The organism is Mesorhizobium sp. M7A.F.Ce.TU.012.03.2.1 (genome assembly GCF_004006095.1).
In the GTDB taxonomy this organism is placed as follows: domain Bacteria; phylum Pseudomonadota; class Alphaproteobacteria; order Rhizobiales; family Rhizobiaceae; genus Mesorhizobium.
Window position 1 is genome coordinate 3146788 of the sequence record NZ_CP034779.1, and the last position, 25222, is coordinate 3172009.

Consider the following 25222-nt stretch of genomic DNA (forward strand, 5'->3'; position numbering starts at 1 on the left):
TGACTGGAACATAACAGCCGGCGCTTCGGCCATGTTCCCATCGCGTTCCCGATGACGCAAGCGGAATCCGGGACCCCTTTGCCGGCATAAAAAAGGACGGCGGCCAACCGGCCGCCGTCCTTGGAAAACGAATGGTCGCGGGTTCAGACGCGCCTTGTCAGCACGAAATTCTGACCGCTGGAGCTGGTGCAGTTGAGCTGGCTTGTCGACACCATCAGGCAGTTGAAGCTGACCGCGGTCTGGCGGATCAGCGAGGTGCCGTTGATCTGCACCGATGTGGCGCCTGTCATCGTGTAGCTGCCGTCGGCAAGCTTCTGGCCGGTGTCGGTGGCGACCGTCGTGAAGGTGCCGCCGGCGAAGGTCGACAGGCCGGTGCCCTTGGCGTCGATCCACGAGCCCTCGACGCCTTTCGGCGCCGCTGCCATCGGCGGTTCATCAGGGCCGCTGGTCGCACAGGCGGCGAGCATCGTCGCAATGGCGCCCGCCACGCTCATCGAAAGAATTTTGCGCGCAATGATCATGTGAAAATCCTCTCCTCTCGCATCGGCCCGAAAATCGGAATCGATTTTCGACAAGCACGAGGCGTGCATCCAAGTTTCCAGAGCGACATGCGTCCAGATGAATGCGTGTCGTTGTGGTCCGCATCCCTTCAATCGCCCGATTTCCGGGCGATTGCAAGGCGGTGAGGCAGGTAGGCGGTGCTGCTATCGCACAAGGATGTTGCGGAACTGCCACGGGTCGTTCCGGTCGAGGTCTTCCGGGAACAGGCCGGGGCGGTTATCGAGCGGCGTCCAGTCGGTGTAGTAGCCTTTGACCGGTCCGAGATACTGGGACTGCACTTCCAGGCACCGCCTGTAGTCCATCTCGTCGGCTTCGACGATGCCGGCCTCGGGGTTTTCCAGCGCCCAGACCATGCCCGAGAGCACCGCCGAGGTGACCTGCATGCCGGTGGCGTTCTGGTAGGGCGCCAGCTTGCGCGCCTCGGCGAGCGACAGTTGCGAGCCGTACCAGTAGGCATTCTTGTCGTGGCCGTAGAGCAGCACGCCGAGTTCGTCGACGCCGTCGATCAACTCGTTCTCGTCGAGCACATGATGCACCGGCTGAGGCTTGCCGGCGGCGCCGAACATCTCGTCGAGCGACAGCATCGCGTCGTTGCAGGGATGATAGGCATAGTGGCAGGTCGGGCGGTACTGGACCTTGCCCTTCTTCGAACGCACGGTGAAGAAATCGGCGATCGAGATCGCCTCATTATGCGTCACCAGCAGGCCGTATTGCGCGCCGGGAGTCGGACACCACGAGCGCACGCGCGTGTTGGCGCCCGGCTGCTCCAGATAGATGGCTGCCTTCGAGCCGTGCTTGTGCTTCTTGGCGTTCTTCGGCATCCATGTCTCGTGTGTGCCCCAGCCAAGTTCCGCGGGCTGCAGGCCCTCGGAGATGAAGCCTTCGACCGACCAGGTGTTCCAGAACACATCCATCGGTTTCGGCTTCTTGGCGCGCTGGGTGTCGCGTTCGGCGATGTGGATGCCCTTGACGCCGGCCTTCTTCATCAGCTTGGCCCAGCCCTCGCGGTCGTCCTGCGCGGGCTCCGAGAACTCCAGGCCAAGATCGGTGGCGAGATTGACCAACGCCTGCTTGACGAACCACGAGACCATGCCTGGATTGGCGCCGCAGGTGGAGACCGCCGTGGCGCCGCCGGGCTTGTCGTGCTTTTCCTTGAGCAGCGACTCGCGCAACGCGTAATTGGTGCGGCTGGCGTTGTCCGCCTTGGCGTCGAAATAGAAGCCGAGCCACGGCTCGACGACGGTGTCGATGTAGAGCACACCGAGCTTGCGGCAGAGCCGCATCAGATCCACCGAGCCGGTATCGACCGACAGGTTGATGCAAAAGCCCTGGCCGCCGCCATTGGTCAGAAGCGGGGTCAAGAGCTTCTTGTAGTTCTTCTCGGTCACCGCTTCCTGGACGAAGGCGATGCCGCGCTCGTCGAGCAGCTTGCGGTCGGTGTCGCGCGGGTCGATGACCGTCATGCGCGACTTGTCGAACTGGAAATGGCGTTCGATCAGTGGCAGCGTTCCCCGGCCGATCGAGCCGAAGCCGATCATCACGACAGGGCCGCTGATCTCACCGTAAACGGGCCAGTTTTCATTCGCCATTTTATCGAGCACTCCTTCAAAACCCAGGAAACTGGGAAAACATGCGCAAGCCGGGGATTTTTGCCCGGCGGCCATGCGCTACATCACAGATCATTGTCACAAACCAGCGAAAAGCGCCAACCAGCGGCTAGCTGCGTTGGCTACGTGGTTAAGGCTGAAACCGTGGATGAATGGCTCTACCCGAACCAAAGTTAGCTCATTTGCCAAGCGCAAGCGACGTGCCCCGTCCGTTCAACGGATTTTTGCCCTCGGCGCAGCTGTGGACGCCCGAACCACCAACTCCACGGGCAGAACGACTTGGCGGGGCGGTTGGTTGTCAAGAACCATGCGGGCGGCGAGCCTGCCTTTTCCGATCACGTCTTGCGCGACAGTCGTCAGCGGAGGTGTGGTGCGCGCGGATTCAGCAGTGCCATCGAAGCCAATGACCGACACGTGGCCCGGCACCTCTATGCCGCGACAAACCGCCTCGTCGAGTATTGTGATCGCCTGCCAATCCGACATGGTCAGGATCGCGGTTGCTTCAGGCACATTGTCGAACACCACCGCTCCAGCAGATGGATCGCCGGGCGTCGTCTCGATAATCGGGACATCGTCGATCGATAGGTTCGCCTCCGCCAAGCCCTGTTTGAAGCCGTCGAGCCTCTCGTTGTCGAGCGAGAAGCCGGCTAGAAGCGGGCGCTTTGCCTGTCCGGGCATGTGCACGATCGGAGGGCCTGGAGTTCTCCGTATAGACAGGATGGCAAAATGTCGGTGTCCCAGCCCAGTCAGATGCCGGACGGCAGCGACCGCGCCCCTCCTGCCGTCGATCTTTATCGAATTGATGTCGGGACCTGCGTCGCTTTCGAGAATGACGAAGGGCAGGCGCCGCCGTTGTGCCGATGTTATGAGACCGATGTCCCCGCTGTGACCAAGGATGAAGCCGTCAACGAGGGCCTCGCGGATGCTGGCGAAGCGGGTATTATCGGTGCCGTTTACAAGGCTGAGCGTCGTTCCGGCCTCGTCGCAGGCGAGCGAAACGCCCAGCACCAGCTCGCGGCCATAGGGACTTCTCATCACCTCGGCGATGGCGTAGGCGCCAGGTGGCATGAACCCGATGGCATTGAACTTGCCATCCCGCAGCAATCGACCCTTTGGATCGGGGCCGCCAAATCCAAGCGCTCGCGCAGCCGCTTCGACACGTTGGCGCAACTCAGGCCTGACCAGTTCCGGCCGGTTGAAGACGTTGGAAACAGTGCCCCGGGAGACACCGGCAGCCTTGCCCACGTCGGCTAGCGTTGGCATTGCGATTCACCCATTTCCCTTCAGTTAGACCATTTTTTGGAGCGCTCCAAGAATTTTGTTGACTCGAAAGTGGAAAGGGCGGATCGTATCACTTGGAGCGCTCCAAGTAAGCGTATCTGGCATTTTCGCGACTGAAACATCGAAGATCGTCAAATGGCTTGGTCGCAACGGCCACGCCCAGGGAGGGTGTTATGGCAGAAAACAATGTTTTTCCCGCCTCGCTTGTCGGTAAGACTTTCGACTGCGTTTTCGGCCCGTTCGTACCCCGGCTGACGTTTTTCTCGCCGGACGAACTACATGTGCAGGCGTCGATCGGAGCCACCAAAATTGACGAGGTGGTCAAGATCGACATGACCAGCGTACGCCCGAACCTCGTGCTCATGAGCTGGACGGAGCAGAGCGGCAACTTCATCGTGCAGTTGCAGGATCATGAGAAAGGGATCGTCCACAACTATGCGCGGCTGGCCGACGGGCAGCTCTTCTGTGCCCAAGGCGCCATTCAAGCCGTGTCGCCTGCGTGACGCTCCCGCGTCGGGGCCGGCAAAGTGCGGCATCGACCGGCATACTGCTGTTTCCTAGGTGAAGTACTTCGGATTACGATCTGCTGAATTGCCGTCATCGATTTCCCTAGTGAAGGAGGAAAGTGCGATGGAACTCGCTTACGACAGTCATCTGCTTGCCCGAATTCTGCTGAGCGTCGCGACCGTGGGTTACGGTGTGGTGACGATCAAAGCCGACCTCAACGCCACCCACGCCACCAATCCGCTGTGGACTCCGCACGCCCGGTTTCACGTCGTTTGGCAGGTGCTGAGCTATACCGGAGTCGCGCTGATTGCGCTGGGGCTTATCTGGATTGGAGGCCCACTCCAAGCCGAGCGGCTCTATCTCGCCGGGGGATTGGGCGTGGCCATGTATGGAGCGTTCTTCGTGGCCATGCTCTCACGACCGATCTATGGCGGCGTGCTCTACGACGAGAACGGCTACCTGCCATTCCGACCGCCGTTCGGACCGGCGGGTTGGCGGTGGGATGTCAACGTCACCGTCTTTACCGCGATGTCCGCGATCCTGCTGCTGGGCTTGGCCGCGATTTAGGACAGCGCCAGCCCCCCGAGCCGGTCGACCAGCCGATCGCGGTCTGCGGTCAGGCCCTTGTAATCGAGCTGGGCGAGATCGAGAGCTTCGAGCTGGGCGGCGAAAGACGCCGCGAGCTTCGCCCGATCAGGGTGCCTGGCCAGCACGGCGAGCGGGTCGAGATGGATGCGGATGGTGAACAGGATATCGCGTGAAACAGGCAGTTTGCGCAGGGTCTGCCGCTCGACGCGGATGAACGCATGGGCGTCGATGTCGCCATCGGGAAAGCGCGACGGCCGGTTGGTGGCGCGGTCGATGCGCTGCAGGTCGGAGAGCGGATGGTAGAGCGCGTTGTCGGACTGGATCGACCAGTTGTAGCGCTCGACCGCCTGCCCCTGGAGGCCATCGAACATCCGGTTGATGAGTTCCGCCGGACGCGTGCCCGGACCGAAACCCGGCACCGGCGCGTGGATGTCCTGCAGCGGCTTGCCGAATTTTTCCAGGAGCGACCAGGACGAGGGAAAGCAGAGCGAGCCGGCAACCAGCCGCCAGCCGCTGTCGCCACGGCGCATCAGGATGAGGTCTTCCTGGACGAGCAGTGAGGCCCTGGCCAGCGGCGCCTCGGCGAGGGCCGCAGGCAGACGGCTCGCCGCGCCCACCACCTCGATGCCTGATCCGCCGAGCCGATGGGTTTCGGGGAACCTCTCCAGGAGATGCGCAGCGAGCAAGTCGAGCACTTCCTGCTGGGCATCGCGCGTGCCGTCCTCCTCGACGAAAACGCGCTCTGGGATTTCGGCATAGAGCCGGTGCTTTTCGGCGAGATACGGCAGCAGATGGCCGTCGATCTCGATCCAGTCCGCCGGATCGAGCGGCTTCAGCCCGATACTGAACAGTTTCGACGAGCCGTCATAGGGCGTGTGGGTGGGGAGCGTATGCTCTGGGGGTGTGTGAGTGGGCACAGTCGTCCTGTTTCAGGTCAGTCTTGCGGGGATCAGTCCGCGCAGCGAATTGCCGACGAACAGGGACTTGGCGGATTTCAGATCGTCCAAGCTGTAGATCGCTTCGCGGGCGCGGCCTTCATCCAGAAGCTGCGCGCGCAATACACCAGGCAGCAGGCCGCAGTCGAGCCGGGGCGTGGCCAGCACGCCGTCGCCGAGATCGGCAAAGACATTGGTGATCGTGCCTTCACAGATCTCGCCGCGCTGGTTGGCCATAAGCACCTCGTCGGCCTGGGTGATGAGGTGTTCGGCGCGGGCACGCGTGTAGAGCTGTCGCCGGCTAGTCTTGTGGCGCAGCAGCGTGTCGTGCGAATCGAGCTTCGTCCGCGCCAGCCGCAGCATCCAGACCTTGTCGGCGGCGAGCGGTTCATAAGGTTGCGCCGAGGCCGTCACCTCACCATCGTGCGACAGGACGAGCCGCGTGCGCATGGCAACGCCGGAACCGCTGACCGCGGTGCTCAGTGCCTCGCCGACCGTGCCTGGATCACAGTGGAAGCCGAGCTCCGCCGCCGAGCCATAGAGGCGCGCAAGATGGCGATCGAAGCGCAGGAAGCCCGGGCCGGGTTCCCAGCGCATGGTCTCGATCAACTGAAAGTCGGCGGTGTTCCCGTCGCGAAGCGCGCTTTCAGCAGACACTCCTGATACTCCTCCTGCGCCGTCGAATCGAAGACGACGCCGCCTCCGACATTGTAGACGGCCTCGCCGCCCGAAAAGAGCGAGATGGTGCGGATCGCCACGGAAAAGCGCATCGGGCCGCCGGGCGCGATCCAGCCTATGGCGCCGCAATAGGCATCGCGGGGCGTGCCTTCCAGGTCGCGCAGGATCTCCATGGCCCGGATCTTAGGCGCGCCGGTGATCGAACCGCAAGGAAACAGCGCCGCGAAGATCTGGCGGATAGAGAGACCCGGCAGCAGTCTGGCCCTGACGTCGCTCACCATCTGGTGCACGGTAGGGTAAGTCTCGATGCGGAACAGCGCCGGCACGTCCAGCGTGCCGACCTCGCTGATCAGCGAGATATCGTTGCGCAGGAGATCGACGATCATCCGGTTTTCGGCCTGGTTCTTTTCGTCATTGCGCAGGAAGATCTTCTGCCGCTCGTCTTCGGCCTTGGTCGCGCCGCGCGGCGCCGTGCCCTTCATCGGATGCGTCTCGATCATGCCCTCGGCGTCGATCTCGAAGAACAGTTCGGGCGAGCGCGACAGCACGATGGGTTCACCGAGCGCGATCAGCGCGCCATATTTCACCGGCTGACGTTCCGTCAATGCATCGAAGGCGGCCAGCGGCTCGCCTGACCATTGCGCATGCACGGGAAAGGTCAAATTGCCCTGGTAGCAATCACCTTGCCGGATGTGCTGGTGCAGCCGCGAGAAGCGTTTTTCATAATCCTCGGGCGACCACGTCGCACGGGCGTCGAAGATCGGGCCGTTGGTCGCCGTGGTGTCGCGCGGCGGCACCGCCTCTTCGACCGGGGCATCGAAAACCCCAAGGCACACGAGTGGGGCGCGGCGTCCGTTCGGCAGCAGGGGAACGAGCTTGGGTTCGAGCAGGTAGCCCGCCTCATACGAGAAATAGCCGGCAAGCCATTTGCCTGCATCATGCGCGGCTTGTGCTGCTTCCAGAGCCGGCCCGAAATCCCCTGCTTCGTGCGCCACGATGACATCGGCCGGCCGGTCGAAAACGAGCTGGCGCGCGCTTTTGTCATTGCGAAAAATTGCGGCGGGCAGGGACATGGGACTCGTGCTGCGGTCTATGAAGCATCAACCGCTCTATATGGGGTGCCGCCCGCGCGCAATCGAGGGAACGGCACGCTGCCTCTTAAAGCCGACGTTTGGGCCAACTCAGGAACCAAGAGAAAACGGCGGCGCCGATATGGCGCCGCCGCTTGCAATCTTCAGGTCTCGCCTGGCGATCAGCTGTTGCTGGAGGTTCCGGCTGTTGGAAACTGCTTGGCGAATTCCTTCTCGTTGCCGGCTGCGATCAGCTTGGCCTGCTCGATCCAGCGTTCGCGCGCGATGCGGCCGTCGAAATTCATGACGTCCTCGATCCGTTTGATATCGGCCGCGGTCCAGGACGCGATCTGCGCGAAGCTGGTGACGCCTTGCGCCTTGAGCAGCTTCTCGTTGACCGGACCGATACCGATCAGCCGGCGCAGATTGTCGGGCTTTCCGGATGCTGGGCCGGCTGCTGGCTTGGCTGTTGCAGACTTGGTTGTTGCAGACTTGGCTGTTGCAGGTTTGCTCGTTGCAGGTTTGCTCGTCGCGGATTTGGCTGGAGCCGAGGTTTTGGTGGCGGCGGGTTTCGCCGCCGGCTTGGCAGGGACCGCCTTGCCAGGGACCGCTTTCGCAGCGGCCGGTTTGGCCGGCGCCGGCTTTGTGGCGGCGGATTTGGCTGTCGCGGGGGTCGACATCAGGGCCGCCGGCGCCTGGCTTGCCGGCTTTGCCGCGCTGCTTCCGGCGGCAGGTGCGGCCGACGCTTCACGCAGCCGGCGCTCGAGGTCGGCGCGGGTCTTGCCGCATGCATCGAGTTCGCCGGTCAGGCGGTCGCCGTCGGTGCGCAGCCTGTCGCGTTCGCTGCGTGTGCGGTCTAGGTCGCCGCGCAAGCTGTCGAGTTCACCGCGCAGGCGCCCCCAAAGGAACCAGCCGACCAACACGCCTATCAGGAACGCCAGGACCACGTAGAAAAAAGTGCCCATTGTCTCTCTCCAGTCAGATCCGTCTGCCGTGGGTCATGACCTTCGGCGAAGGACTACTCTTGGTGGTTCCGCGGTAAGCAGAACAGCCGGCTTCGGTTCGAGCTGCGGCGATCGGCTTTGCTTGCCCATGGCCAACGGCCGTTGTCGCGTTCGCCTGAGCGACACGGCCGGCTGAGATTTCTCCTCGCCGATCCGCATGCGCTCCGGCTGAGCTTGGAGCGAAGGCTATCATAGAGCTTGTGGAAAGCTATCGGAAAACTTCGGTGGAGAGTACTTCAAGAACAGATATTTAGGGTGATAGTAGAGCTGTCCCAACATGCATTCCGGCTAAACTGTTAGAGCGATGCCTGAGGGACGCGTTTCAAGCGTCGAGCGCTTCCAGCTCGTCGATCAGGCCGCTGACGACGCCAAGTCCGATCTGCCAGAAGGCGGGATCGGTGGCGTCGAGCCCGAAGGGCGCCAGAAGCTCGGAATGATGTTTGGTGCCGCCGGCGCGCAGCATTTCGAAATACTTGTCCTGAAAGCCGCGTTCGGCGTTCTGATAGACCGCGTAGAGCGAGTTCACCAGACAGTCGCCGAAAGCATAGGCATAGACATAAAAGGGCGAATGGATGAAGTGCGGGATGTAGGTCCAGAACACCTCGTAGCCTTCGCGCAGCTTGATCGCGGGACCCAGACTTTCGGCCTGCACTTCGAGCCAGAACTGGCCGAGCCTGTCGGAGGTCAGTTCGCCGTTCTTGCGTTCGGCATGCACCTTGCGCTCGAATTCATAGAAGGCAATCTGGCGCACGACCGTGTTGATCATGTCCTCGACCTTCTGGGCGAGCATGGCCTTGCGCTCGCGCCGGTCGGTGGTCTGGTCGAGCAGCGAGCGGAAGGTCAGCATCTCGCCGAAGACCGATGCCGTCTCGGCCAGCGTCAGCGGCGTCGAGGCCATCAGTGCGCCCTGGCCGCCGGCCAGCACCTGATGCACCCCATGGCCAAGCTCGTGTGCCAGCGTCATCACATCGCGCGGCTTGCCCATGTAGTTGAGCAGGACATAGGGATGCGCCGACGGTACGGTCGGATGCGCGAAGGCGCCAGGCGACTTGCCGGGCCGCACCGGCGCGTCGATCCAGTTGCGGTCGAAGAAGGTTCGCGCGATCTCGGCCATGTCGGGCGAAAAGCGCTGATAGGCGGACAGCACGGTGTTCCTGGCCTCGTCCCAGCCGATGATCGCCTGGGGCGTATCCGGCAACGGCGCGTTGCGGTCCCAGTGGTTCATCACCTCCATGCCGAGCCAGCGTGCCTTCATCGCGTAATAGCGGTGCGACAGGCGCGGATAGGCATCGCGAACGGCGGAAGCCAGGGCGTCCACCACGCTGCGCTCGACGCGGTTGGCGAGATGGCGTGAATCGGCGATGTCCTCGAAGCCGCGCCAGCGGTCGGATATCTCCTTGTCCTTGGCCAGCGTGTTGGTGATCAGCGTGAAGGTGCGCAAATTTTTGCGGAAGGTCGTGGCCAGCGCCTCGGACGCCCGGCGGCGCACCTCGCCGTCGGCGTCCTGCAAACGGTTCAGCGCCGGCTCCAGCGTCAGTTCCTCGCCGTCGATGTCGAAGCGAAGGTCGGTCATCGTCTCGTCGAACAGGCGGTTCCAGGCGCCGCGCCCGGTGATCGACTTTTCGTGGAAGAGCTGCTCGACGCGGTCCTCAAGCTGGTAGGGCTTGTCCTTGCGCAGATCGAGCACCCACGGCCGGTAGTGACCAAATGCGGGATCGCCGGCGAGCGCGCCTTCGATCGACGCATCGTCGATCAGGTTGAGTTCGAGCGCGAAGAACAGAAGGTGCGCGCTGGCGTCGGTCATCTTCTCCTGGACGTCACCATAGAGCTTGGCGCGCTGGGGATCAGCGGTGTTTCCGGCATAAACCAGACCCGCATAGGAGACGATGCGGCCGATCAGTTCCTCCAGCGCTTCGTAGGCGACAAGCGCCTCGCCCAGCCTGCCGGCGCTGCCGCGCTCGGCCTCGGCGGCCAGCGTGCCCTTCCAGCGGCTTTCGAAGCTGACCGCGTCAGTGGCGGCCTTGGCGATGTCGCGCTTCAGTTCTGGCGCGTCCATGCCGGCATAGAGGTCGGCAAGGTTCCATTCAGGCAGGTCGCCCAACTCGGCCGCGCCCTGACCGGACGCCGGCGCCGCCAGCCGCCGTGCGGAACCCATGTGCCCAGAATCCTTATGCATTGCCGACACCTTCCGTGGCCAAGGTTCAAGGAGAAACGAGAAGCCGGTCAAATCCTAAGGAATTCATTCACCGGGTTTTTTGAAACCTTATTTAGAACCCTGTGCCAAGATGGTCCACAGGGCAGGATTCCTCGGGCGGGCATAGTCGTATCAGTCATGACAGGTTCCATACTCATAGTCGATGACGATCCGGTGCAACGCCGGCTGCTCGAAGCGGCGGTGACGCGGTTCGGCTACAGCGCAATCGTCGTCGACGGCGGCGCGGCCGCTCTCGATATCCTCGATGGACCCGGCGCCCGCGAGGTGTCGGTGGTCATCCTCGATCTGGTCATGCCCGGTCTCGACGGTATCGGCGTGCTGAAGGCGATGCGCGAGCGCGACATCAACGTGCCGGCCATCGTGCAGACCGCGCAGGGCGGCATCGAGACCGTGGTTTCGGCGATGCGTCATGGCGCCTTCGATTTCGTCGTCAAGCCGGCGTCTCCCGACAGGCTGCAGGCGTCGATCGGCAATGCGCTCAAGGTCGAGGCCGTCGAGGGCGAGGTCAAGCGCACGTCGCGCCGGCGCGGCGGCCTCCTGACCTTCAAGGACATGATCACGCACAGCCCGGCCATGGACAGGGTGATCCGCCTTGGCCAGAAAGCGGCGGCATCCAACATCCCGATCCTGATCGAGGGCGAGTCCGGCGTCGGCAAGGAACTGGTGGCGCGCGCCATCCAGGGCAGTGGCGACCGCCGCTCGAAACCCTTCGTCACCGTCAATTGCGGCGCTATCCCCGACAATCTGGTCGAATCGATCCTGTTCGGCCATGAGAAGGGCTCGTTCACCGGCGCCACCGACAAGCACACGGGCAAGTTCGTCGAAGCGCATTCGGGCACACTGTTCCTCGACGAGATCGGCGACCTGCCGCTCGACGTGCAGGTCAAGCTGTTGCGCGCGGCCCAGGACGGCGAGGTAGACCCGGTCGGCGGACGCTCGACCGTCAGGGTCGACATCAGGCTGATTTCGGCGACGCACCGCAACCTCCTGCAGCAGGTCAAGGACGGCAAGTTCCGCGAGGATCTGTTCTATCGGCTGAACGTCTATCCGATCTTCGTGCCGCCGCTGCGCGACCGCCGCGACGACATCCCCTATCTGGTCACCCATTTCATGGAGAAGGTGGCGCCGGCCGACCCGCACCGTCGCTTGCAGGGTATTTCGGCGGCAGCGCTCGCTGTGCTGCAAGCCTATGACTGGCCTGGAAACATCCGGCAGCTCGAAAATGCCGTCTTCCGGGCCTCGGTGCTTTGCGAAGGCGATGTGCTTTCCGCCGAGGACTTCCCGCAGATACGGGCGCAAGTGGAAGGCACCGTCAACCTGGATATGGACGGCGATGCGCCGGCGCCCTCCCAGTCTTTGCAGGAGCGCGATGACGAAGCCTTGCCCGGCGAGGGCGGCCCAGCAATCGCGTTCGATCCGCCGGCAAGGCTGCAGCCTCGCTTCGGCACGTTGCGGGCGCTCGACGAGCGCGGCAATGTGCGGGCACTGGCCGATGTCGAACTCGAGATGATCAAGCTTGCCATCGATCACTACAACGGAAAGATGAGCGAAGTCGCCCGCCGGCTCGGCATCGGCCGCTCGACGCTCTATCGCAAGCTCAAGGAACACGGCATCGATCCGGAGACAGGCCGCGTCGACCGACTCGCCTCCTAAGCACGAGGCCAGACTGAGCTTCGGCCCGGAATCCGGCCTTGCCATAAGGCCGGCGCCAGCTTGCAATGCCACAACAGCCCCTGTATCGCCGTTTCAGCGGCATTGTGGCTGTGTCATGGACAGCTCTGTTCACGCATTAAGGCTAACGGTAACAGATCGTGTTCGGGCCGAAGGCGGAAATCTGATCTAAACCAGCGGTTTACCAAGAAACCTTGTGAACAATTTTTGACGGGATATCGCCACGGTGTTACCGCATTTCGGCTTCAATAAGCGATGATTAACCATTAGGATCGATATTCGGGTGTGCTAATGCCACATCCGTTTGGACAAATCCGGGGACAAACGGCAGCCTGCAAGGCCTTTTGATTTGAACAGAATCGAACGACACACAAACAGGCGGCACCATCATTTGAGCGTCTGGCCGAAGTGGCTGGCAGTGTTGGTTGTCGCTTTTGGTTTTGTTGCCGCGGCTGCGAGCGGAGCCAGCGCCGAAACACGGTCGCTGAAGCTTTATCATCTCCACACCCATGAGAAGGCCGAGATCGTCTACAAGCGCAACGGCCGCTACGTTCCCGAGGGTCTCAGGAAGATCAACATCATTTTGCGCGACTGGCGTCGCAACGAGCCGACCAAGATGGATCCGCGCCTGCTGGATCTGGTCTGGGAAGCGTATCGGGAAGCCGGCGCCACGGACTACATCCAGGTCATCTGCGGCTATCGCTCGCCGTCGACGAACTCGATGCTGCGCGGCCGCAGCAGGGGCGTCGCCGAGAAGAGCCAGCATATGCTCGGCAAGGCGATGGATTTCTACATCCCCGGCGTGCCGCTGAAGAAGCTGCGCAACATCGGTCTCAAGATGCAGGGCGGCGGCGTCGGCTACTATCCGTCATCTGGTTCGCCGTTCGTCCACATGGATGTCGGCAATGTGCGCCATTGGCCCGGTATCAGCCGGCAGGAACTGGTCAGCCTGTTCCCCAACGGCAAGACGCTGCATGTGCCGAGCGACGGCAGGCCGCTGCCCGGCTTTGAGCAGGCGCTCGCCTCCTATAAGGCGCGCAAGGGTTCAGGCTCGCCGGCCATCGAGATGGCCAGTGCTGGCGGCAGCGGCAAGAAATCAGGTGGCTTCCTGTCGGCTTTCTTCGGTGGCGGCGGCGACGACGAGGCCGACGACAGCGCCGATGTCCAGACCGCTTCGGCCGCCCCTCCGCCCAAAGCGAGAAACCTGAAGCCGGCAGCGGCAGCCAAGACCAGCAACCTCCCGGGCATTGCCATCGTGGCGCCGGAGAATGCGCGGCGCGCCGAGATTCCGCAGGTGGCCGAGCAGCAGGCTCCGGAGCCGGAAGAGGACACGCCGGAGACGATCATCGCGGCATTGCCGGCCCGAAGCGTTCCGCTGCCGGATTTCGCACCGCGGCCAAAAGCCGATGTCGGCGCTCAGCAGCCTGAGAATGTTCCTTTTGCGATGGCGGAGGCGACAGCCACCACCGAGCAGGCCGTGGCGACCGCGCATGCGCCGGCGAGCGTTCCTTTCGGCTTGGCCGATGCAACGGCTTCGGCTAATCCGGCCCAGGTCGCGGTCAACAACATACCGTTGCCGACATGGCGTCCCGACAATTCGCTGCCGGCCGCTCTGGCTGCGCCACCCAGCAAGGATGTGCTGATGGCGCTGGCCGAGACGGCTGATCAAAGCAAGACCGCGACCGATGCGTTCTCGGTGCTGCCGACGGCGCGGCCCGAGATGGCCAGGCCGGATGCGGTCAAGGCCGTGCTCGACGAGGCCAATGCCCAGGTCGGTGCGGCCGATTACCAGCTTGCTTCCTTGTCCGGATCCGAGCCGCGTTCGGCGTTCAACGATCCAGGCACCAACGCCGCATCGCCGCGCGATGCTGTCGTTGCCCGCCCAGTCGGTTCCGATCCGGCCGCCGCGATCGGCGCCGGCGTCAAGACGACCCGCAAGGAATCGAGAGCCACTGCCCGCGACCTGAAGCCAGGCCCCAAGGCCATGGTGGTTGCAGCCGCACCGCAGGCCGCCCGCTGGGCATTGACCAGCGGCGAGCATGTCGCCACCGTTTCAAGCGCGACGACGGCGCCGGGCTACGCCTACAGCATCGTGCACACGCCGCCGAGCGAGGTCTACACGGCCGGCTTCCAGCCGAGCAGCCAGGTGGCCGATGCCAACCGCTTCACCGGCAACGCCGTCAAGTTCATGTCGGTGGCCCGCTTCCAAACCAAGTGACGGCAAATCAATCGACAAAGCCGCGCCGGGCAACCAGCGCGGCTTTTTGCTGTTCAGCGAACCGGCCAGCCTGCACGGTCACGCGCGGCTGAACTTCTCGTGAAGCCGGAACGGTCGGCCTATTCCCCGGGTTAACATAGGTTCGTTCAAACCCGGGGAGATCCATGAAGAACATCCTATTGGCATCGGTCATCGCATTGGCAACCGCTTCGGCGGCCATCGCCCCTACGCAGGCCGAGACCGTTGTCGTCAAGACTCATGACCATATGCACATGAAGAAGCACTGCCGGACCAAGGTGGTCACAAGCTGGAAGCATCACCACAGGGTGGTTGAAAAGGTCCGGGTCTGCAGCTGATCAGCTTCGGAGCCGATTTGGCAAACCCGGTCGACGCGAGTCGGCCGGGTTTTTTCATGCCGTGGCCGAGGCCTTATTTCGCAAGCTTGCTCGCCGCGCGCGCCAGGGCTTCGATCTCGTCCCACTTGCCGGCCTGGACGAGGTCATCGGGCGCCACCCAGGAGCCGCCGACGCAGACCACGTTGGGCAGGCTGAGATAGTCGGCCGCGTTCTTGGCCGAGATGCCGCCGGTCGGGCAGAATTTCACATCGGCGAGCGGCGAGGCGAAGGCTTTCAGCGAAGCGATGCCGCCCGACTGCTCGGCCGGGAAGAATTTCAGGAAGCGCAAGCCGGCTTCCCGTGCAGCCATGATCTCGCCGGGCGTGATGGCGCCGGGCAGCAACGGAACATCGCTGCCGGCGGCTGCCGACAGAAGCTCGCGGGTGATGCCGGGGCTGACGATGAAGCGCGAGCCCGCGGCAGCCGCCTCTTCGAACTGCCTGGCATCGAGAATGGTGCCGGCGCCGACGATGGCGTCCTCGACTTCACCAGCGACCCGCCGGATCGCTTCCAGCGCATCGGCGGTCCTCAGCGTGATCTCGATTGCCGGCAGGCCGCCGCGCGCCAGCGCGCGCGCCAGCGGCACGGCATTGGCGATATCAGAGATCTTCAGCACCGGGATGACCGGCTGGCCGTTGAGGAGCGACAGGAGTTTTTCGGTCTTGCTGGGCATGTGTCTCTCCGTGGCGTGGACAATTCAACCGATTAGCAGAAGGCCGTTTTCCTGTCCACGAAACCGGCCGTGTCGCGATGTCACGTGTCGCCCATGCTCGCCAAGCTTAGCGCGGCCGCCAGCTCGGCGGTGTCGGCAGTTTTGTGCCGGCAGTTTTGTCAGGATAGGAATTTTTTCTTGGCTCCCTGATCTCAGCTATGGTACAATTTCGCCCATGGTGCAGATTTGTGCCCGTGACCTCCGAACAGGATGCCTGCTTTGCCTTGAATAGGCTTTCGTGAGCGTCTAGTGGCTTCGGCAATGACATCACTTCCACCCTTCCGCGTCGCAGCGCTCTACCGGTTTGCCCGGCTCGACGCTTTCGAAGAACTGCGCGCGCCGCTCGCCGCCTTCTGCTGCGGGCGCGGCATCAAGGGCACGCTGCTGCTGGCGCATGAAGGCATCAACGGCACCGTCGCCGGCAGCGAGACCGCAATTGCCGAACTGATCTTGTATCTCGAAGCCATCGAAGGGCTGGCGGGCCTCGAGGTCAAGTACAGCGCAGCCGCGGAGATGCCGTTCCACCGCATGAAAGTGCGGCTGAAGCGCGAGATCGTCACCATGGGTGTCGATGACATCGATCCTTCGAAAAGTGCCGGCACCTATGTCGCGCCGGCCGACTGGAACGCGCTGATTTCGCAGCCCGACACTGTCATCATCGACACGCGCAACGCCTATGAGGTGTCGATCGGCACATTCAGGGGTGCGATCGACCCGGCCACCGCAAGCTTCCGCGAGTTCCCGGCCTGGGTGGAGGCGCACCGGGGGGAACTCGAAGGCCGCAAGGTGGCGATGTTCTGCACCGGCGGCATACGCTGCGAAAAGGCAACCGCCTATGTCAAATCGCTCGGCTTCGAGGATGTCTTCCATCTCAAGGGCGGCATCCTCAAATACCTCGAAGAGGTCCCGGCCGAACAGAGCCTCTGGCAAGGCGAATGCTTCGTCTTCGACGAGCGCGTTTCGGTGTCGCACGGCCTCGCCGAGGGCGAAGCGGAACTGTGCCGCGCCTGCCGGCACCCGCTGACACCGGGCGACCTGACGTCGCCCAAATTCGCCGCCGGTATTTCCTGCCCGCATTGTTTCGAGGCGCGTTCGAACGAGGACCGCCAGCGTTATGCCGAGCGCCAGCGCCAGGTCGAGCTTGCGCAGGCGCGGGGCAGGGGTCCGCATATCGGCTCCTGATCCGGGCATCAAGCTGCTGCAAAGCGGCCGCCTGTCATTGCAATGTCAAGTTTCGGGACCTACGTCTTCGACGTTCGAAACCTGCCCGTTCGGCCGGGCAAATCCTGGAGGCACTGAATGTTCGATCCCAAGAAGCTTCTCGACGATCTGCTCGGCTCGCAAATCCCCGGCACCAGCGGCACCGTTCGCGACAAGGCGGGGCAGGCCGTGCAGATGGCCAAGGACAATCCGCTGGCCGCCGGCGCACTGGCCGCCGTGCTGCTTGGAACTGGTGCCGGTCGTAACGTGACGGGCGCCGCGGTGAAGCTTGGCGGACTGGCTGCCATCGGCGGCCTCGCCTACAAGGCCTACCAGAACTACAAGGCCGGCAACGCACCCGCCGAAGCACCGGCGGCCGGCGAACCGGAATTGCTGCCGCCGCCCAAGGACACCGCCTTCCACCCGTCGCAGGCGCCGCAAGGCGAGGACGAATTCACGCTGACCCTGATACGGGCGATGATCTCGGCGGCAAAAGCCGATGGCCATATCGACGATGAAGAGCGCCAGAAGATCGCCGGCAAGCTCAGCCTGGCCGGCATAGACTCCGATGCTGAAAAGTTCCTGATGGCGGAGCTGGCAAGCCCGCTCGACCTCGACACGCTGGTCGCCGGCGCCAAGACCGATGCGCAGAAGCTCGAACTCTACACGGCGTCGCGCCTGACCATCGATCCCGACACCCGCGCCGAGCGTGGCTATCTCGACCTGCTTGCCGGCCGGCTCGGCCTGCCGGACGCGCTGGTCGACCATGTCGAGGCAACGGTTTCGGCGGCCAAGGTGCCGGCCAAGGCAGGGACTTCACCCAATCCGCGCTGGTAGGCCAAAACGGCACAGGAGGCGCTTTCCGGGTTAACCTCTCGTTAACCCAGCAAGCGCATCATTCAACATAGTCGGATCGGCTTTTCCTCCTCCCAAGCCCGGTTCAGATCAGGGGCGGTCGCCAATGGCCGCCCTTTTTGTCGGCCCGATCGGATGGACACGCTTGCCATCGCCGCCGTCATTTGCGATGCCTTCCTTTTTCGAGCCAAACCCCGAAAATCAGTCGAGCAAGCGCAGCGCTGCCGGAGGACAACAGCCATGACCGAACAAAGAACCGCCATCGTCACCGGGGCCGGCACGGGCATCGGCAAGAGCGTCGCCACGGCGCTGCTCAAGGCGGGCTGGAACACAGTGTTCTGCGGACGCCGCAAATCCGTGCTGGATGCAGCCGTGGCCGAGGCCGGGTCCACCGACGCCAAGGCCCTGGCGGTTGCCTGCGATATCAGCAAGGCAGGCGAGGTCGACGATCTGTTCGAGACCGTGGCGGCGGCCTTCGGCCGTGTCGACCTGCTCTTCAACAATGCCGGCATGGGCTACAAATCGACGCCGATCGACGAGATTCCGGTCGAAGTGTGGAACGATGTCGTCGGCGTCAACCTCACCGGTTCGTTCCTGTGTGCCCGTGCCGCCTTTGGCGCCATGCGCAAGCAGAAGCCGATGGGTGGCCGCATCATCAACAATGGTTCGGTGTCGGCCTATGCGCCACGCCCCGGCTCGGTGCCCTACACGGCGACCAAGCATGCCATCACAGGACTGACCAAGACGCTGGCGCTCGACGGCCGGCCCTATGACATCGCCTGCGGCCAGATCGACATCGGCAATGCGCTGACCGACATGGCGCAGCCGATGACGGTCGGCGTGCCGCAGGCCAACGGCTCGATATCAGCCGAAGCGGTGATGGATGTTCAGCGCGTCGCCGACGCCGTCGTCCACATGGCCAGCCTGCCGCTCGACGCCAACGTGCTGTTCATGACCGTCATGGCGACCAAGATGCCGTTTGTCGGGCGTGGGTAGTTATTCTCCCGGTAGCTCTGCGCCGGGCAGATAGAGCGCGATAGGACGGATCTCGTAGACGGCGGTCGGATTGACGCGACGAAAGTCGCGCGCGATAGCGATGGCATCGTCCCGCGTCGGGCAGTCGACGACATAGAGGCCGAGAAGCTGTTCCTTGGTTTCGGCGAAGGGGCCGTCGACGATCATGCCGTCGCGCAAGGTGCAGGCCGATTGTGTCGCGCCAAGCCGCGCCGACGGGCCAAGGCTGCCGTCGGCATAGAGCCCTTCATGGATCTTGAGCAAGTCAGCCATCAGCGCCGTATCTTCCTGCGGCGTCAGCGCCTTGATTGCGTCTTCCACATGATAGGCAAGGATTGCATAGAACATCCGATGTCACCCCCACTTCGATCCTGATCCGAGGACCGTAGCCGTTCTCGACATGCACGCCCAGTCTTGGCCGCGCGCCTCCGGACGGCTCATGACACCGTCATGCCACAGCCGCAAATTGTCCGGAAGAGGACAGCGGGCCGCTTTCAGGCTTACTTCGCCAGGAAGGCCCCGATCCGTTCCAGCGCCCGCAAGATGTTCTCCTCGGAATTGGCGTAGGAGAGCCTGATATAGCCTTCGCCGAGAATGCCGAAATCGGGACCGCCGATCAGCGCCACGCCGGCCTCGTCGAGCAGCGCCGAGGCGAGTTTCTTGGCTTTCCAGCCGGTCTTCGAGACGTTGGGGAAAGCGTAGAACGCGCCTTTGGGCGTGATGCAGGACATGTTGGGCAGGGCATTCAGCCCCTCGACGACGATCTTCCGGCGGCGGTCGAAGGCGCGCATCATATTGGCGACATCGTCCTGCGGGCCGTCGATTGCGGCGATGCCGGCGAACTGGCTCGGCGCGTTGACGCAGGACCAGCAGTTGACCGCCAGCTTGCGCACCTTGTCGTAGAGATGGGCGCCCTTGTCGCCATTCGGCCAGATCGACCAGCCCATGCGCCAGCCGGTCATCGCCCAGGTTTTCGACCAGCCATTGAGCACGATCAGCCGGTCACGGATTTCGGGAAAGCCGAGCAGCGAGCAATGCGTCTCGCCATCATAGGTCATGACGTCGTAGATCTCGTCGGAAAGGATGGCGACCTGCGGATGCGCCTCCAGCCCCTTGACCAGTTTCTCGATCTCGGCACGGGGCGTCACACCGCCGGTCGGATTGGCGGGCGAGTTGAGGATCAGCAGCCTGGTCTTCGAAGTGATCAGCGCCAGCGTCTCCTCGGCGGAGAAGGCAAAGCCGTTTTCCTCGCGCATCGGCACGGGAATAGGGGCTGCACCGGTGAACTCGATCATCGAGCGATAGATGGGGAAGCCCGGATCGGGATAGAGGATTTCGGCGCCAGGTTCGCCGAACATCAGGATCGCGGCGAACATGGTTGGCTTGCCACCGGGCAGGATCATTACCGTTTCGGGCGATACTTCGACACCGGTTGTGGTCAGCGTGCGGCGCACCACCGCCTCGCGCGTCGCCAGCAGGCCATTGGCCGGTGTATAGCCGTGATGGCCATCGCGCAGCGCCTTGATCGCCGCCTCGACGATGTGCTGCGGCGTCTTGAAGTCGGGCTGGCCGATGCCGAGATTGACGATGTCGCGGCCTTGTTGGGCAAGTGCTGTGGCCCTCGCGAGCACGGCAAAGGCGTTTTCCTCGCCAAGGCGGTCGAAGGCCGAAATCGTGTGGAGCATTTTTCCCGTCCGTGTGGTTCTTGCTGTTGGGTCGCGTTTTTGTGAGCTTCGGCTGGCAAAAGTCAAACGGATTGGAGCTTTCGGTGTCGGAAAATCTCAGGGATTGGCAACCGCGCCCGCGGCCCGAACGCAAGACCATCGACGGAAGCACTGTCCGGCTCGAACCGCTGAGTGCTGCAAAACATGGCGATGGCCTCTATGAAGCGTCCTCCGTGTCCGACATCGACGGCCGCTTCGCCTGGTTGCCCGATTATCCGCCGGAGACCCGCGCCGCCTTCCAGCCATGGCTGGACAAGGTCGAGGCCAGCGAGGATCCGCTGTTCTTCACCGTCATCGACAAGCCCAGCGGCAAGGTCGCCGGACGCCAGACGCTGATGCGCGTCGATCCGGCGTACGGCGTCATCGAGATCGGCAACATCTATTGGGGACCGCTCATCTCGCGCAAGCCGGGAGCAACCGAAGCGCAGTTCCTGTTCATGAAATACATCTTCGACGAACTCGGCTACCGCCGCTACGAATGGAAGTGCAACAACCGCAACGAGCCATCGAAGCGGGCCGCCGAACGGTTCGGCTTCAAGTTCGAAGGCATTTTCCGCCAGCATCTGATCGTCAAGGGTGAAAACCGCGACACTGCGTGGTATTCGATCATCGACAAGGAGTGGCCGGCGCTGCGCCGTGCGTACGAGGCATGGCTCGATCCGGCCAATTTCGATGGCGACGGCCAGCAGAAGCGACGGCTCGAGGATTGTCGCGCGGAATTCGGCGCCTAGGAGTTCGCCATTGGCACATACCCACGATCACAGCGGGCACGATCACATTGGGCACGATCATGGGCCCGGCCATGTCCATGGCTCGACCGACAAGAAACGCGTTCTGATCGCAGCCTGCCTGACCGGCGGCTTCATGGTCGCCGAAGCGCTTGGCGGCATCCTCACCGGCTCGCTGGCGCTGCTGGCCGATGCCGGCCACATGCTCGCTGACTCGATCGCGCTCGGCCTTGCCTGGTATGCGTTTCATCTTGGCGGCCGTCCGGCGACCGTTCGCCTCACCTATGGCTTCGGCCGGGTCAAGACGCTGGTGGCCTATACCAACGGCATCGCCATCTTCGTCATCGCGCTGTGGATCGTCTACGAGGCCTGGGGGCGCCTGCAGGCGCCGGCACCCGTGCTTGGCGGGCCGATGCTGGTGGTGGCGATCCTCGGCCTGTTGGTGAACATCGGCGCGTTCTTCGTGCTGCATGGCGGCGACCGCGAAAGCCTGAACATGCGCGGCGCCATCCTGCATGTGCTTGGCGACCTGCTCGGCTCGGCGGCGGCCATCGCGGCGGCGCTGGTCATCCTGGCGACCGGCTGGACGCCGATCGACCCGATCCTGTCGGTCTTGGTTTCGCTGCTGATCCTCTACACGGCGTGGTCGCTGATGCGCGAAGCCGCCCATGTGCTGCTCGAGGGCGTGCCGCCAAGCCTCGACCGCGATCTGATCGCCAGGGATCTCGAGGCGACCGTCCAGGGGGTGCGCGAAGTGCACCATATGCATGTCTGGTCGCTTGATGGGACCAGCAACATGGCGACGCTGCATGCCTGTCTCGACGAGGGCGTCGATGCGCATCAGGCGGTGAGTGCCGTCAAGAAGCGGCTTGCCAGCGAGCACGGCATCAGCCATGCCACCGTGGAACCGGAATTCGGCCAGTGCGCCGACGATGGCGACGAGCACGACCACGGGCACGGGCATGAAGCGGCTGCATATCACGACCATCATCACTAGGACCGATCGATCGATGTCGATTGGTTCTGCCTCGGGAGTTGCAAAACCTTGAAAACCAGCTTGATGAACACCCGCTGCCTTGGTGCGGCGTGATGGATCGTGACACCAGGAATGCTCTTGTCGCTGCCGTGTGGATCATGCTGCTGTTCGGTATCGGCGCCTACTTCCTGCCGACCGTGATGCTGGCACTAGGCAGCTTTTCGACCGTGCTGGCCGGCGCCTTTGGCATCGTCTTCGTGCTGGCGTTCTTCTCGGTGTTCTGGTTGCGGGCCCGCAACCAGCGTAAAAATCAGGGTAAATAGGCAAGGGATTTTCGATATGCGCATTCTGATCACTGGCGCCGCGGGTATGGTCGGCCGCAAGCTCATCGCCCGGCTGGCCAAGGACGGCACGCTGCGCGGCCGCAAGATCACGGCGCTTGATTTACACGATATCGTGCCGCCACAGGCCCCGAGCCTGGATGGCGTCAGCGTCACGCTGCACACTGGCGATCTCGCCGAAGCAGGGGCCGCTGAGCGCCTGGTCGCATCGCGCCCCGACGTCGTGTTCCATCTTGCCGGCATCGTGTCGGGCGAGGCGGAAGCGAATTTCGATCTCGGCTACCGCGTCAATCTCGATGGCACGCGGGCCTTGTTCGATGCCATCCGGCTGGCGGGCTTTGCGCCGCGCGTCGTCTTCACCTCGTCGATCGCGGTGTTCGGCGCGCCGTTTCCGGATATCATTCCCGATGACTTCCATCCGACGCCGCTGACCTCCTACGGCACCCAGAAGCAGATGAGCGAAGCGCTGCTGGCCGACTATTCCAGGCGCGGGTTCTTCGACGGCATCGGCATCCGGCTGCCGACGATCTGCGTGCGGCCGGGCAAGCCGAACAAGGCGGCGTCCGGCTTCTTCTCCGGCATCATCCGCGAGCCCTTGAGCGGCCACGAGGCGATCCTGCCGGTGCCGCGCTCGGTCGTGCACACGCATGCCAGCCCGCGCTCGGCGGTCAATTTCCTGATCCATGCGGCAGGGATCGACGGCAGCGCAGTCGGGTCGCGCCGCAACCTGACGATGCCTGGCGTCGCCGTCACCGTCGGCGAGCAGATCGAGGCGCTGGAACGCATCGCCGGGCCGAAGGCGGTAAGCCTGATCCGCGAGGTTCCGGATGACACGATCTGGGCGATCGTCAAGGGCTGGCCGACGCGCTTCGAGGCAAAGCGGTCACGGGAGCTCGGCTTCAGCGCCGAAAAGAGTTTTGACGAGATCATCCGCGCCCACATCGAGGATGAGCTCGGCGGCAAGATCGCGGGTTAAACTCCGAACCTCGTGGCGCCGGCCTATCCGCCGCTCGCCAAACTCGCCGACAGCAGCAGCAGTCCGAACAGGAACACAAACGCCGCGCCGCCGATCTCGACGATCGAGTGGATGCGGTTGCCCATGCGGCCGTCGCCGGCGAAATACACCGCCCAGTTCTTGGCGGTCACCGCCAGTGTCGCCAGTGCCGAAACGGTGATGGCCGTGCCAAGCGACATCGCCAGCACCGACAGCAGGCCGCCGAGCCAGAGCCCGTTGAGCAGGGCGAAGCTCAGCACGATCAGGGCGCCGGAGCAGGGGCGGATGCCGACCGCCGCCACCGCCGTCCACGCCGTGCGCCAGTCGAAGCGGTCGCCCGACAGCAGCGCCGGATCGGGTGCGTGCGAATGGCCGCAGGTATCGCAGACTTCGCCGGCCGCGTGATCGTGATGAGCGTGATCGTGTTTGGCATGATCGTGATGATCGTGCGAAGGGCCGTGCACATGGTCATGCGCGTGTAGCGCGTGCGAATGAGCATGCGCCGAATGGCTGTGAGCTGCATGGGAGTGACCGGCATGCGAATGCGCGCCGTGCGAATGGCCCCCATGAGAATGACCCCCATGAGAATGACCGGCGTGAGAATGGCCGGCATGAGCCGCCGACAGGCTGTAGGCCGGGCCCTTGCCGAACAGACGCAGGACGGCGGGGCCGAGTTTGCGCCACAGCAGCCAGGCGCCGAACAGGGTGACGAAGACAAAGCTCATGATCTCCATGAACCAGGCCGCGTCCGTCATCGAGACGGAGGTGCCGCGCAGGACGAAATAGGCGACCCCCATCACCGCGATCGCGGTCAGGCCCTGCAGCAGCGCCGAGACGAAGGACAAGAGGATGCCGCGCCGCAACGCCACCTCATTGGCCACCATGTAGGACGAGATCACCGCCTTGCCGTGGCCGGGGCCGGCGGCATGGAAAATACCGTAGGCGAAGGACAGGCCGACGAGTATCCAGATCTTGCTGCCGTCCTGGCGCATCGCCTTCATCGCCGTTGCCAGCGCGCGGTAGAATTCCTGCTGCCTGAGATTGATCCACATCAGGATATGGGCGAACGGGCCGGTGGTGGGCGCCATGCCGTCATTGACGCCGATGCCGAGCGAACTCTGGGCATGAGCGGCGTCGGCGAAATGCATCATGGCGACAGTGAGGGCCAACAGGCCGAATGCCAAACGCAGGGACGGTTTCGTCACCGGCTTCATCCTTCTGGCTGACAGGTCAGTTCGAGCTTGGTGGCGAAGATCTTGCTCATATCGGTGCCGGTCGGATCGTTGAAAAAGGCATCGGTGAGGGTCTTCTGGTTTTCCTTGATAGCCTCGTCCGGATCCGGACGGACCACCTTGCTGGTGCAGTTCGAGGGCAGGCCTTCAACCGTGATGTTGGAGTCCTCGGTGAAGTCGATCGCCGTGTAGAATGTCGGATCGTAGACGCCGATATCGATCTTGCCGTGGAGCTTGATCGGCACCTTCGGTTCGGACTCGAAAAGGATGATCAGCTGATCGTTGTCGAAATTGGCCATCAGATGCGGCGGCGGCGTCATCGCCACGTCCTTGCCGTCAACGGTGACGAGCTGGAAGTAATTGAACTCGGCCAGCGAGGCATGAACGGTGTCGGCGACCTCCTTCAGCTCCTTGTCGTCGAGCTTCAGGTCGGAGTTCTTGTCGAACTCCATCATCACGGTCGAGGAAAACAGATCGTCGAAGCGCCAGAGATGACGCAGAGCCTTCACGCTTTGGTGATCCGGGGAGAGAATCACATCGAGGCGGGCCTCGGCGAAGACATGCGGATGCACGTAAGCCGGTCCAGTGGCGGCAAAAGTAGCCGCCAAGGCCGAAGCCAGCATGATTGCGTGCCGTTTCAGGTGCATTCTCGGTCCATAGGCCTCGGAAGAGTTGCCGAGAGTTACCAGAAAGGGGGCGAAATTGGGACCATGAGA

Annotated in this window: 25 protein-coding genes; 11 read left to right on the forward strand and 14 right to left on the reverse strand. The window is 63.3% G+C overall.

The window, feature by feature from the left end; translation table 11 throughout:
* Window positions 1–143 precede the first annotated feature (143 nt).
* The 3 genes from EJ079_RS15185 to EJ079_RS15195 all read right to left on the reverse strand — a co-directional run bounded on the left by EJ079_RS15185 (window position 144) and on the right by EJ079_RS15195 (window position 3413).
* Entirely contained in the window at window positions 144–521 is a 378-nt protein-coding gene (locus EJ079_RS15185) for a hypothetical protein (protein ID WP_127259982.1), read from the reverse strand.
* Between the two features lie 183 nt (window positions 522–704).
* Complete coding sequence (locus tag EJ079_RS15190; protein ID WP_127272620.1) at window positions 705–2150, reverse strand: homospermidine synthase; 1446 nt, start codon at window positions 2148–2150, stop codon at window positions 705–707.
* Between the two features lie 231 nt (window positions 2151–2381).
* The gene (locus EJ079_RS15195; protein WP_164873793.1) at window positions 2382–3413 is read right to left on the reverse strand and encodes a substrate-binding domain-containing protein; all 1032 of its coding nucleotides are present in this window, start codon (window positions 3411–3413) and stop codon (window positions 2382–2384) included.
* 209 nt (window positions 3414–3622) lie between these two features.
* Here EJ079_RS15195 and EJ079_RS15200 point away from each other — a divergent pair, with 209 nt between their 5' ends.
* Window positions 3623–3952: a hypothetical protein gene (locus EJ079_RS15200; protein ID WP_127396832.1), complete on the forward strand. Its 330-nt coding sequence runs from the start codon at window positions 3623–3625 to the stop codon at window positions 3950–3952.
* Between the two features lie 127 nt (window positions 3953–4079).
* The gene (locus EJ079_RS15205) at window positions 4080–4523 is read left to right on the forward strand and encodes a hypothetical protein (protein WP_127268297.1); all 444 of its coding nucleotides are present in this window, start codon (window positions 4080–4082) and stop codon (window positions 4521–4523) included.
* Here the strand turns inward: EJ079_RS15205 and EJ079_RS15210 are convergent.
* The 5 genes from EJ079_RS15210 to EJ079_RS15230 form a co-directional block, all read right to left on the reverse strand.
* The gene (locus EJ079_RS15210) at window positions 4520–5461 is read right to left on the reverse strand and encodes a DUF3445 domain-containing protein (protein ID WP_127396831.1); all 942 of its coding nucleotides are present in this window, start codon (window positions 5459–5461) and stop codon (window positions 4520–4522) included. The two genes, EJ079_RS15205 and EJ079_RS15210, sit on opposite strands and share 4 nt — an antisense overlap.
* A 12-nt stretch (window positions 5462–5473) precedes the next feature.
* Window positions 5474–6136, reverse strand: a complete 663-nt coding sequence (locus tag EJ079_RS15215) for an aminotransferase class IV family protein (RefSeq protein WP_127809392.1) — start codon at window positions 6134–6136, stop codon at window positions 5474–5476.
* Window positions 6085–7230 carry an aminodeoxychorismate synthase component I gene (locus EJ079_RS15220; RefSeq protein WP_127809393.1) on the reverse strand — a complete coding sequence of 382 codons (1146 nt, stop codon included), beginning with the start codon at window positions 7228–7230 and terminating at the stop codon, window positions 6085–6087. Before EJ079_RS15220 ends, EJ079_RS15215 begins: the two co-directional genes overlap by 52 nt.
* A 179-nt stretch (window positions 7231–7409) precedes the next feature.
* Complete coding sequence (locus tag EJ079_RS15225; RefSeq protein WP_127809394.1) at window positions 7410–8192, reverse strand: proton-conducting membrane transporter; 783 nt, start codon at window positions 8190–8192, stop codon at window positions 7410–7412.
* Window positions 8193–8553: 361 nt separating this feature from the next.
* Entirely contained in the window at window positions 8554–10386 is a 1833-nt protein-coding gene (locus EJ079_RS15230; RefSeq protein ID WP_127809395.1) for a M3 family oligoendopeptidase, read from the reverse strand.
* Between the two features lie 177 nt (window positions 10387–10563).
* Here EJ079_RS15230 and EJ079_RS15235 point away from each other — a divergent pair, with 177 nt between their 5' ends.
* A complete protein-coding gene (locus EJ079_RS15235; RefSeq protein ID WP_127809396.1) occupies window positions 10564–12099 on the forward strand; it encodes a sigma-54 dependent transcriptional regulator in 1536 nt (511 codons plus the stop codon).
* Between the two features lie 409 nt (window positions 12100–12508).
* Window positions 12509–14335, forward strand: a complete 1827-nt coding sequence (locus EJ079_RS15240; protein ID WP_127809397.1) for a DUF882 domain-containing protein — start codon at window positions 12509–12511, stop codon at window positions 14333–14335.
* A gap of 7 nt (window positions 14336–14342) precedes the next feature.
* On the opposite strand, the gene EJ079_RS33305 is transcribed toward EJ079_RS15240, so the two are convergent.
* Window positions 14343–14588: a hypothetical protein gene (locus EJ079_RS33305; protein WP_164873794.1), complete on the reverse strand. Its 246-nt coding sequence runs from the start codon at window positions 14586–14588 to the stop codon at window positions 14343–14345.
* A 176-nt stretch (window positions 14589–14764) separates the two neighbouring features.
* On the reverse strand, window positions 14765–15403 hold the full coding sequence (locus EJ079_RS15250) for a 2-dehydro-3-deoxy-phosphogluconate aldolase (RefSeq protein WP_127809398.1): 639 nt from the start codon (window positions 15401–15403) through the stop codon (window positions 14765–14767).
* A 300-nt stretch (window positions 15404–15703) separates the two neighbouring features.
* On the opposite strand from EJ079_RS15250, the gene EJ079_RS15255 reads away from it, so the two are divergent.
* From EJ079_RS15255 to EJ079_RS15265, 3 genes are all read left to right on the forward strand, one after another.
* On the forward strand, window positions 15704–16624 hold the full coding sequence (locus EJ079_RS15255) for a rhodanese-related sulfurtransferase (RefSeq protein WP_127809399.1): 921 nt from the start codon (window positions 15704–15706) through the stop codon (window positions 16622–16624).
* Window positions 16625–16741: 117 nt separating this feature from the next.
* Window positions 16742–17479, forward strand: a complete 738-nt coding sequence (locus EJ079_RS15260) for a tellurite resistance TerB family protein (RefSeq protein WP_127809400.1) — start codon at window positions 16742–16744, stop codon at window positions 17477–17479.
* Window positions 17480–17737: 258 nt separating this feature from the next.
* Window positions 17738–18493, forward strand: coding sequence for an SDR family oxidoreductase (locus tag EJ079_RS15265; protein ID WP_127809401.1), 756 nt, complete (start codon window positions 17738–17740; stop codon window positions 18491–18493).
* Here EJ079_RS15265 and EJ079_RS15270 read toward each other — a convergent pair whose 3' ends face one another.
* Both EJ079_RS15270 and EJ079_RS15275 read right to left on the reverse strand, forming a co-directional pair.
* Window positions 18494–18859: a YciI family protein gene (locus tag EJ079_RS15270; RefSeq protein ID WP_127395929.1), complete on the reverse strand. Its 366-nt coding sequence runs from the start codon at window positions 18857–18859 to the stop codon at window positions 18494–18496.
* A gap of 152 nt (window positions 18860–19011) precedes the next feature.
* Entirely contained in the window at window positions 19012–20196 is a 1185-nt protein-coding gene (locus EJ079_RS15275; RefSeq protein WP_127268080.1) for a pyridoxal phosphate-dependent aminotransferase, read from the reverse strand.
* Between the two features lie 83 nt (window positions 20197–20279).
* On the opposite strand from EJ079_RS15275, the gene EJ079_RS15280 reads away from it, so the two are divergent.
* The 4 genes from EJ079_RS15280 to denD all read left to right on the forward strand — a co-directional run bounded on the left by EJ079_RS15280 (window position 20280) and on the right by denD (window position 23256).
* Complete coding sequence (locus tag EJ079_RS15280; protein WP_127809402.1) at window positions 20280–20966, forward strand: GNAT family protein; 687 nt, start codon at window positions 20280–20282, stop codon at window positions 20964–20966.
* Between the two features lie 10 nt (window positions 20967–20976).
* Window positions 20977–21960 (forward strand): cation diffusion facilitator family transporter, encoded by a 984-nt coding sequence (locus tag EJ079_RS15285; RefSeq protein WP_127809403.1) that lies wholly within the window; start codon window positions 20977–20979, stop codon window positions 21958–21960.
* Between the two features lie 89 nt (window positions 21961–22049).
* Window positions 22050–22262, forward strand: a complete 213-nt coding sequence (locus EJ079_RS15290) for a hypothetical protein (RefSeq protein ID WP_127811341.1) — start codon at window positions 22050–22052, stop codon at window positions 22260–22262.
* A 16-nt stretch (window positions 22263–22278) separates the two neighbouring features.
* Entirely contained in the window at window positions 22279–23256 is a 978-nt protein-coding gene (denD, locus tag EJ079_RS15295; protein ID WP_127809404.1) for a D-erythronate dehydrogenase, read from the forward strand.
* A gap of 23 nt (window positions 23257–23279) precedes the next feature.
* Here the strand turns inward: denD and EJ079_RS15300 are convergent, their stop codons facing one another.
* Both EJ079_RS15300 and EJ079_RS15305 read right to left on the reverse strand, forming a co-directional pair.
* Window positions 23280–24488, reverse strand: coding sequence for a nickel/cobalt transporter (locus EJ079_RS15300; protein WP_127809405.1), 1209 nt, complete (start codon window positions 24486–24488; stop codon window positions 23280–23282).
* The gene (locus tag EJ079_RS15305) at window positions 24485–25153 is read right to left on the reverse strand and encodes a DUF1007 family protein (RefSeq protein WP_127809406.1); all 669 of its coding nucleotides are present in this window, start codon (window positions 25151–25153) and stop codon (window positions 24485–24487) included. Before EJ079_RS15305 ends, EJ079_RS15300 begins: the two co-directional genes overlap by 4 nt.
* Between the last annotated feature and the right edge of the window lie 69 nt (window positions 25154–25222).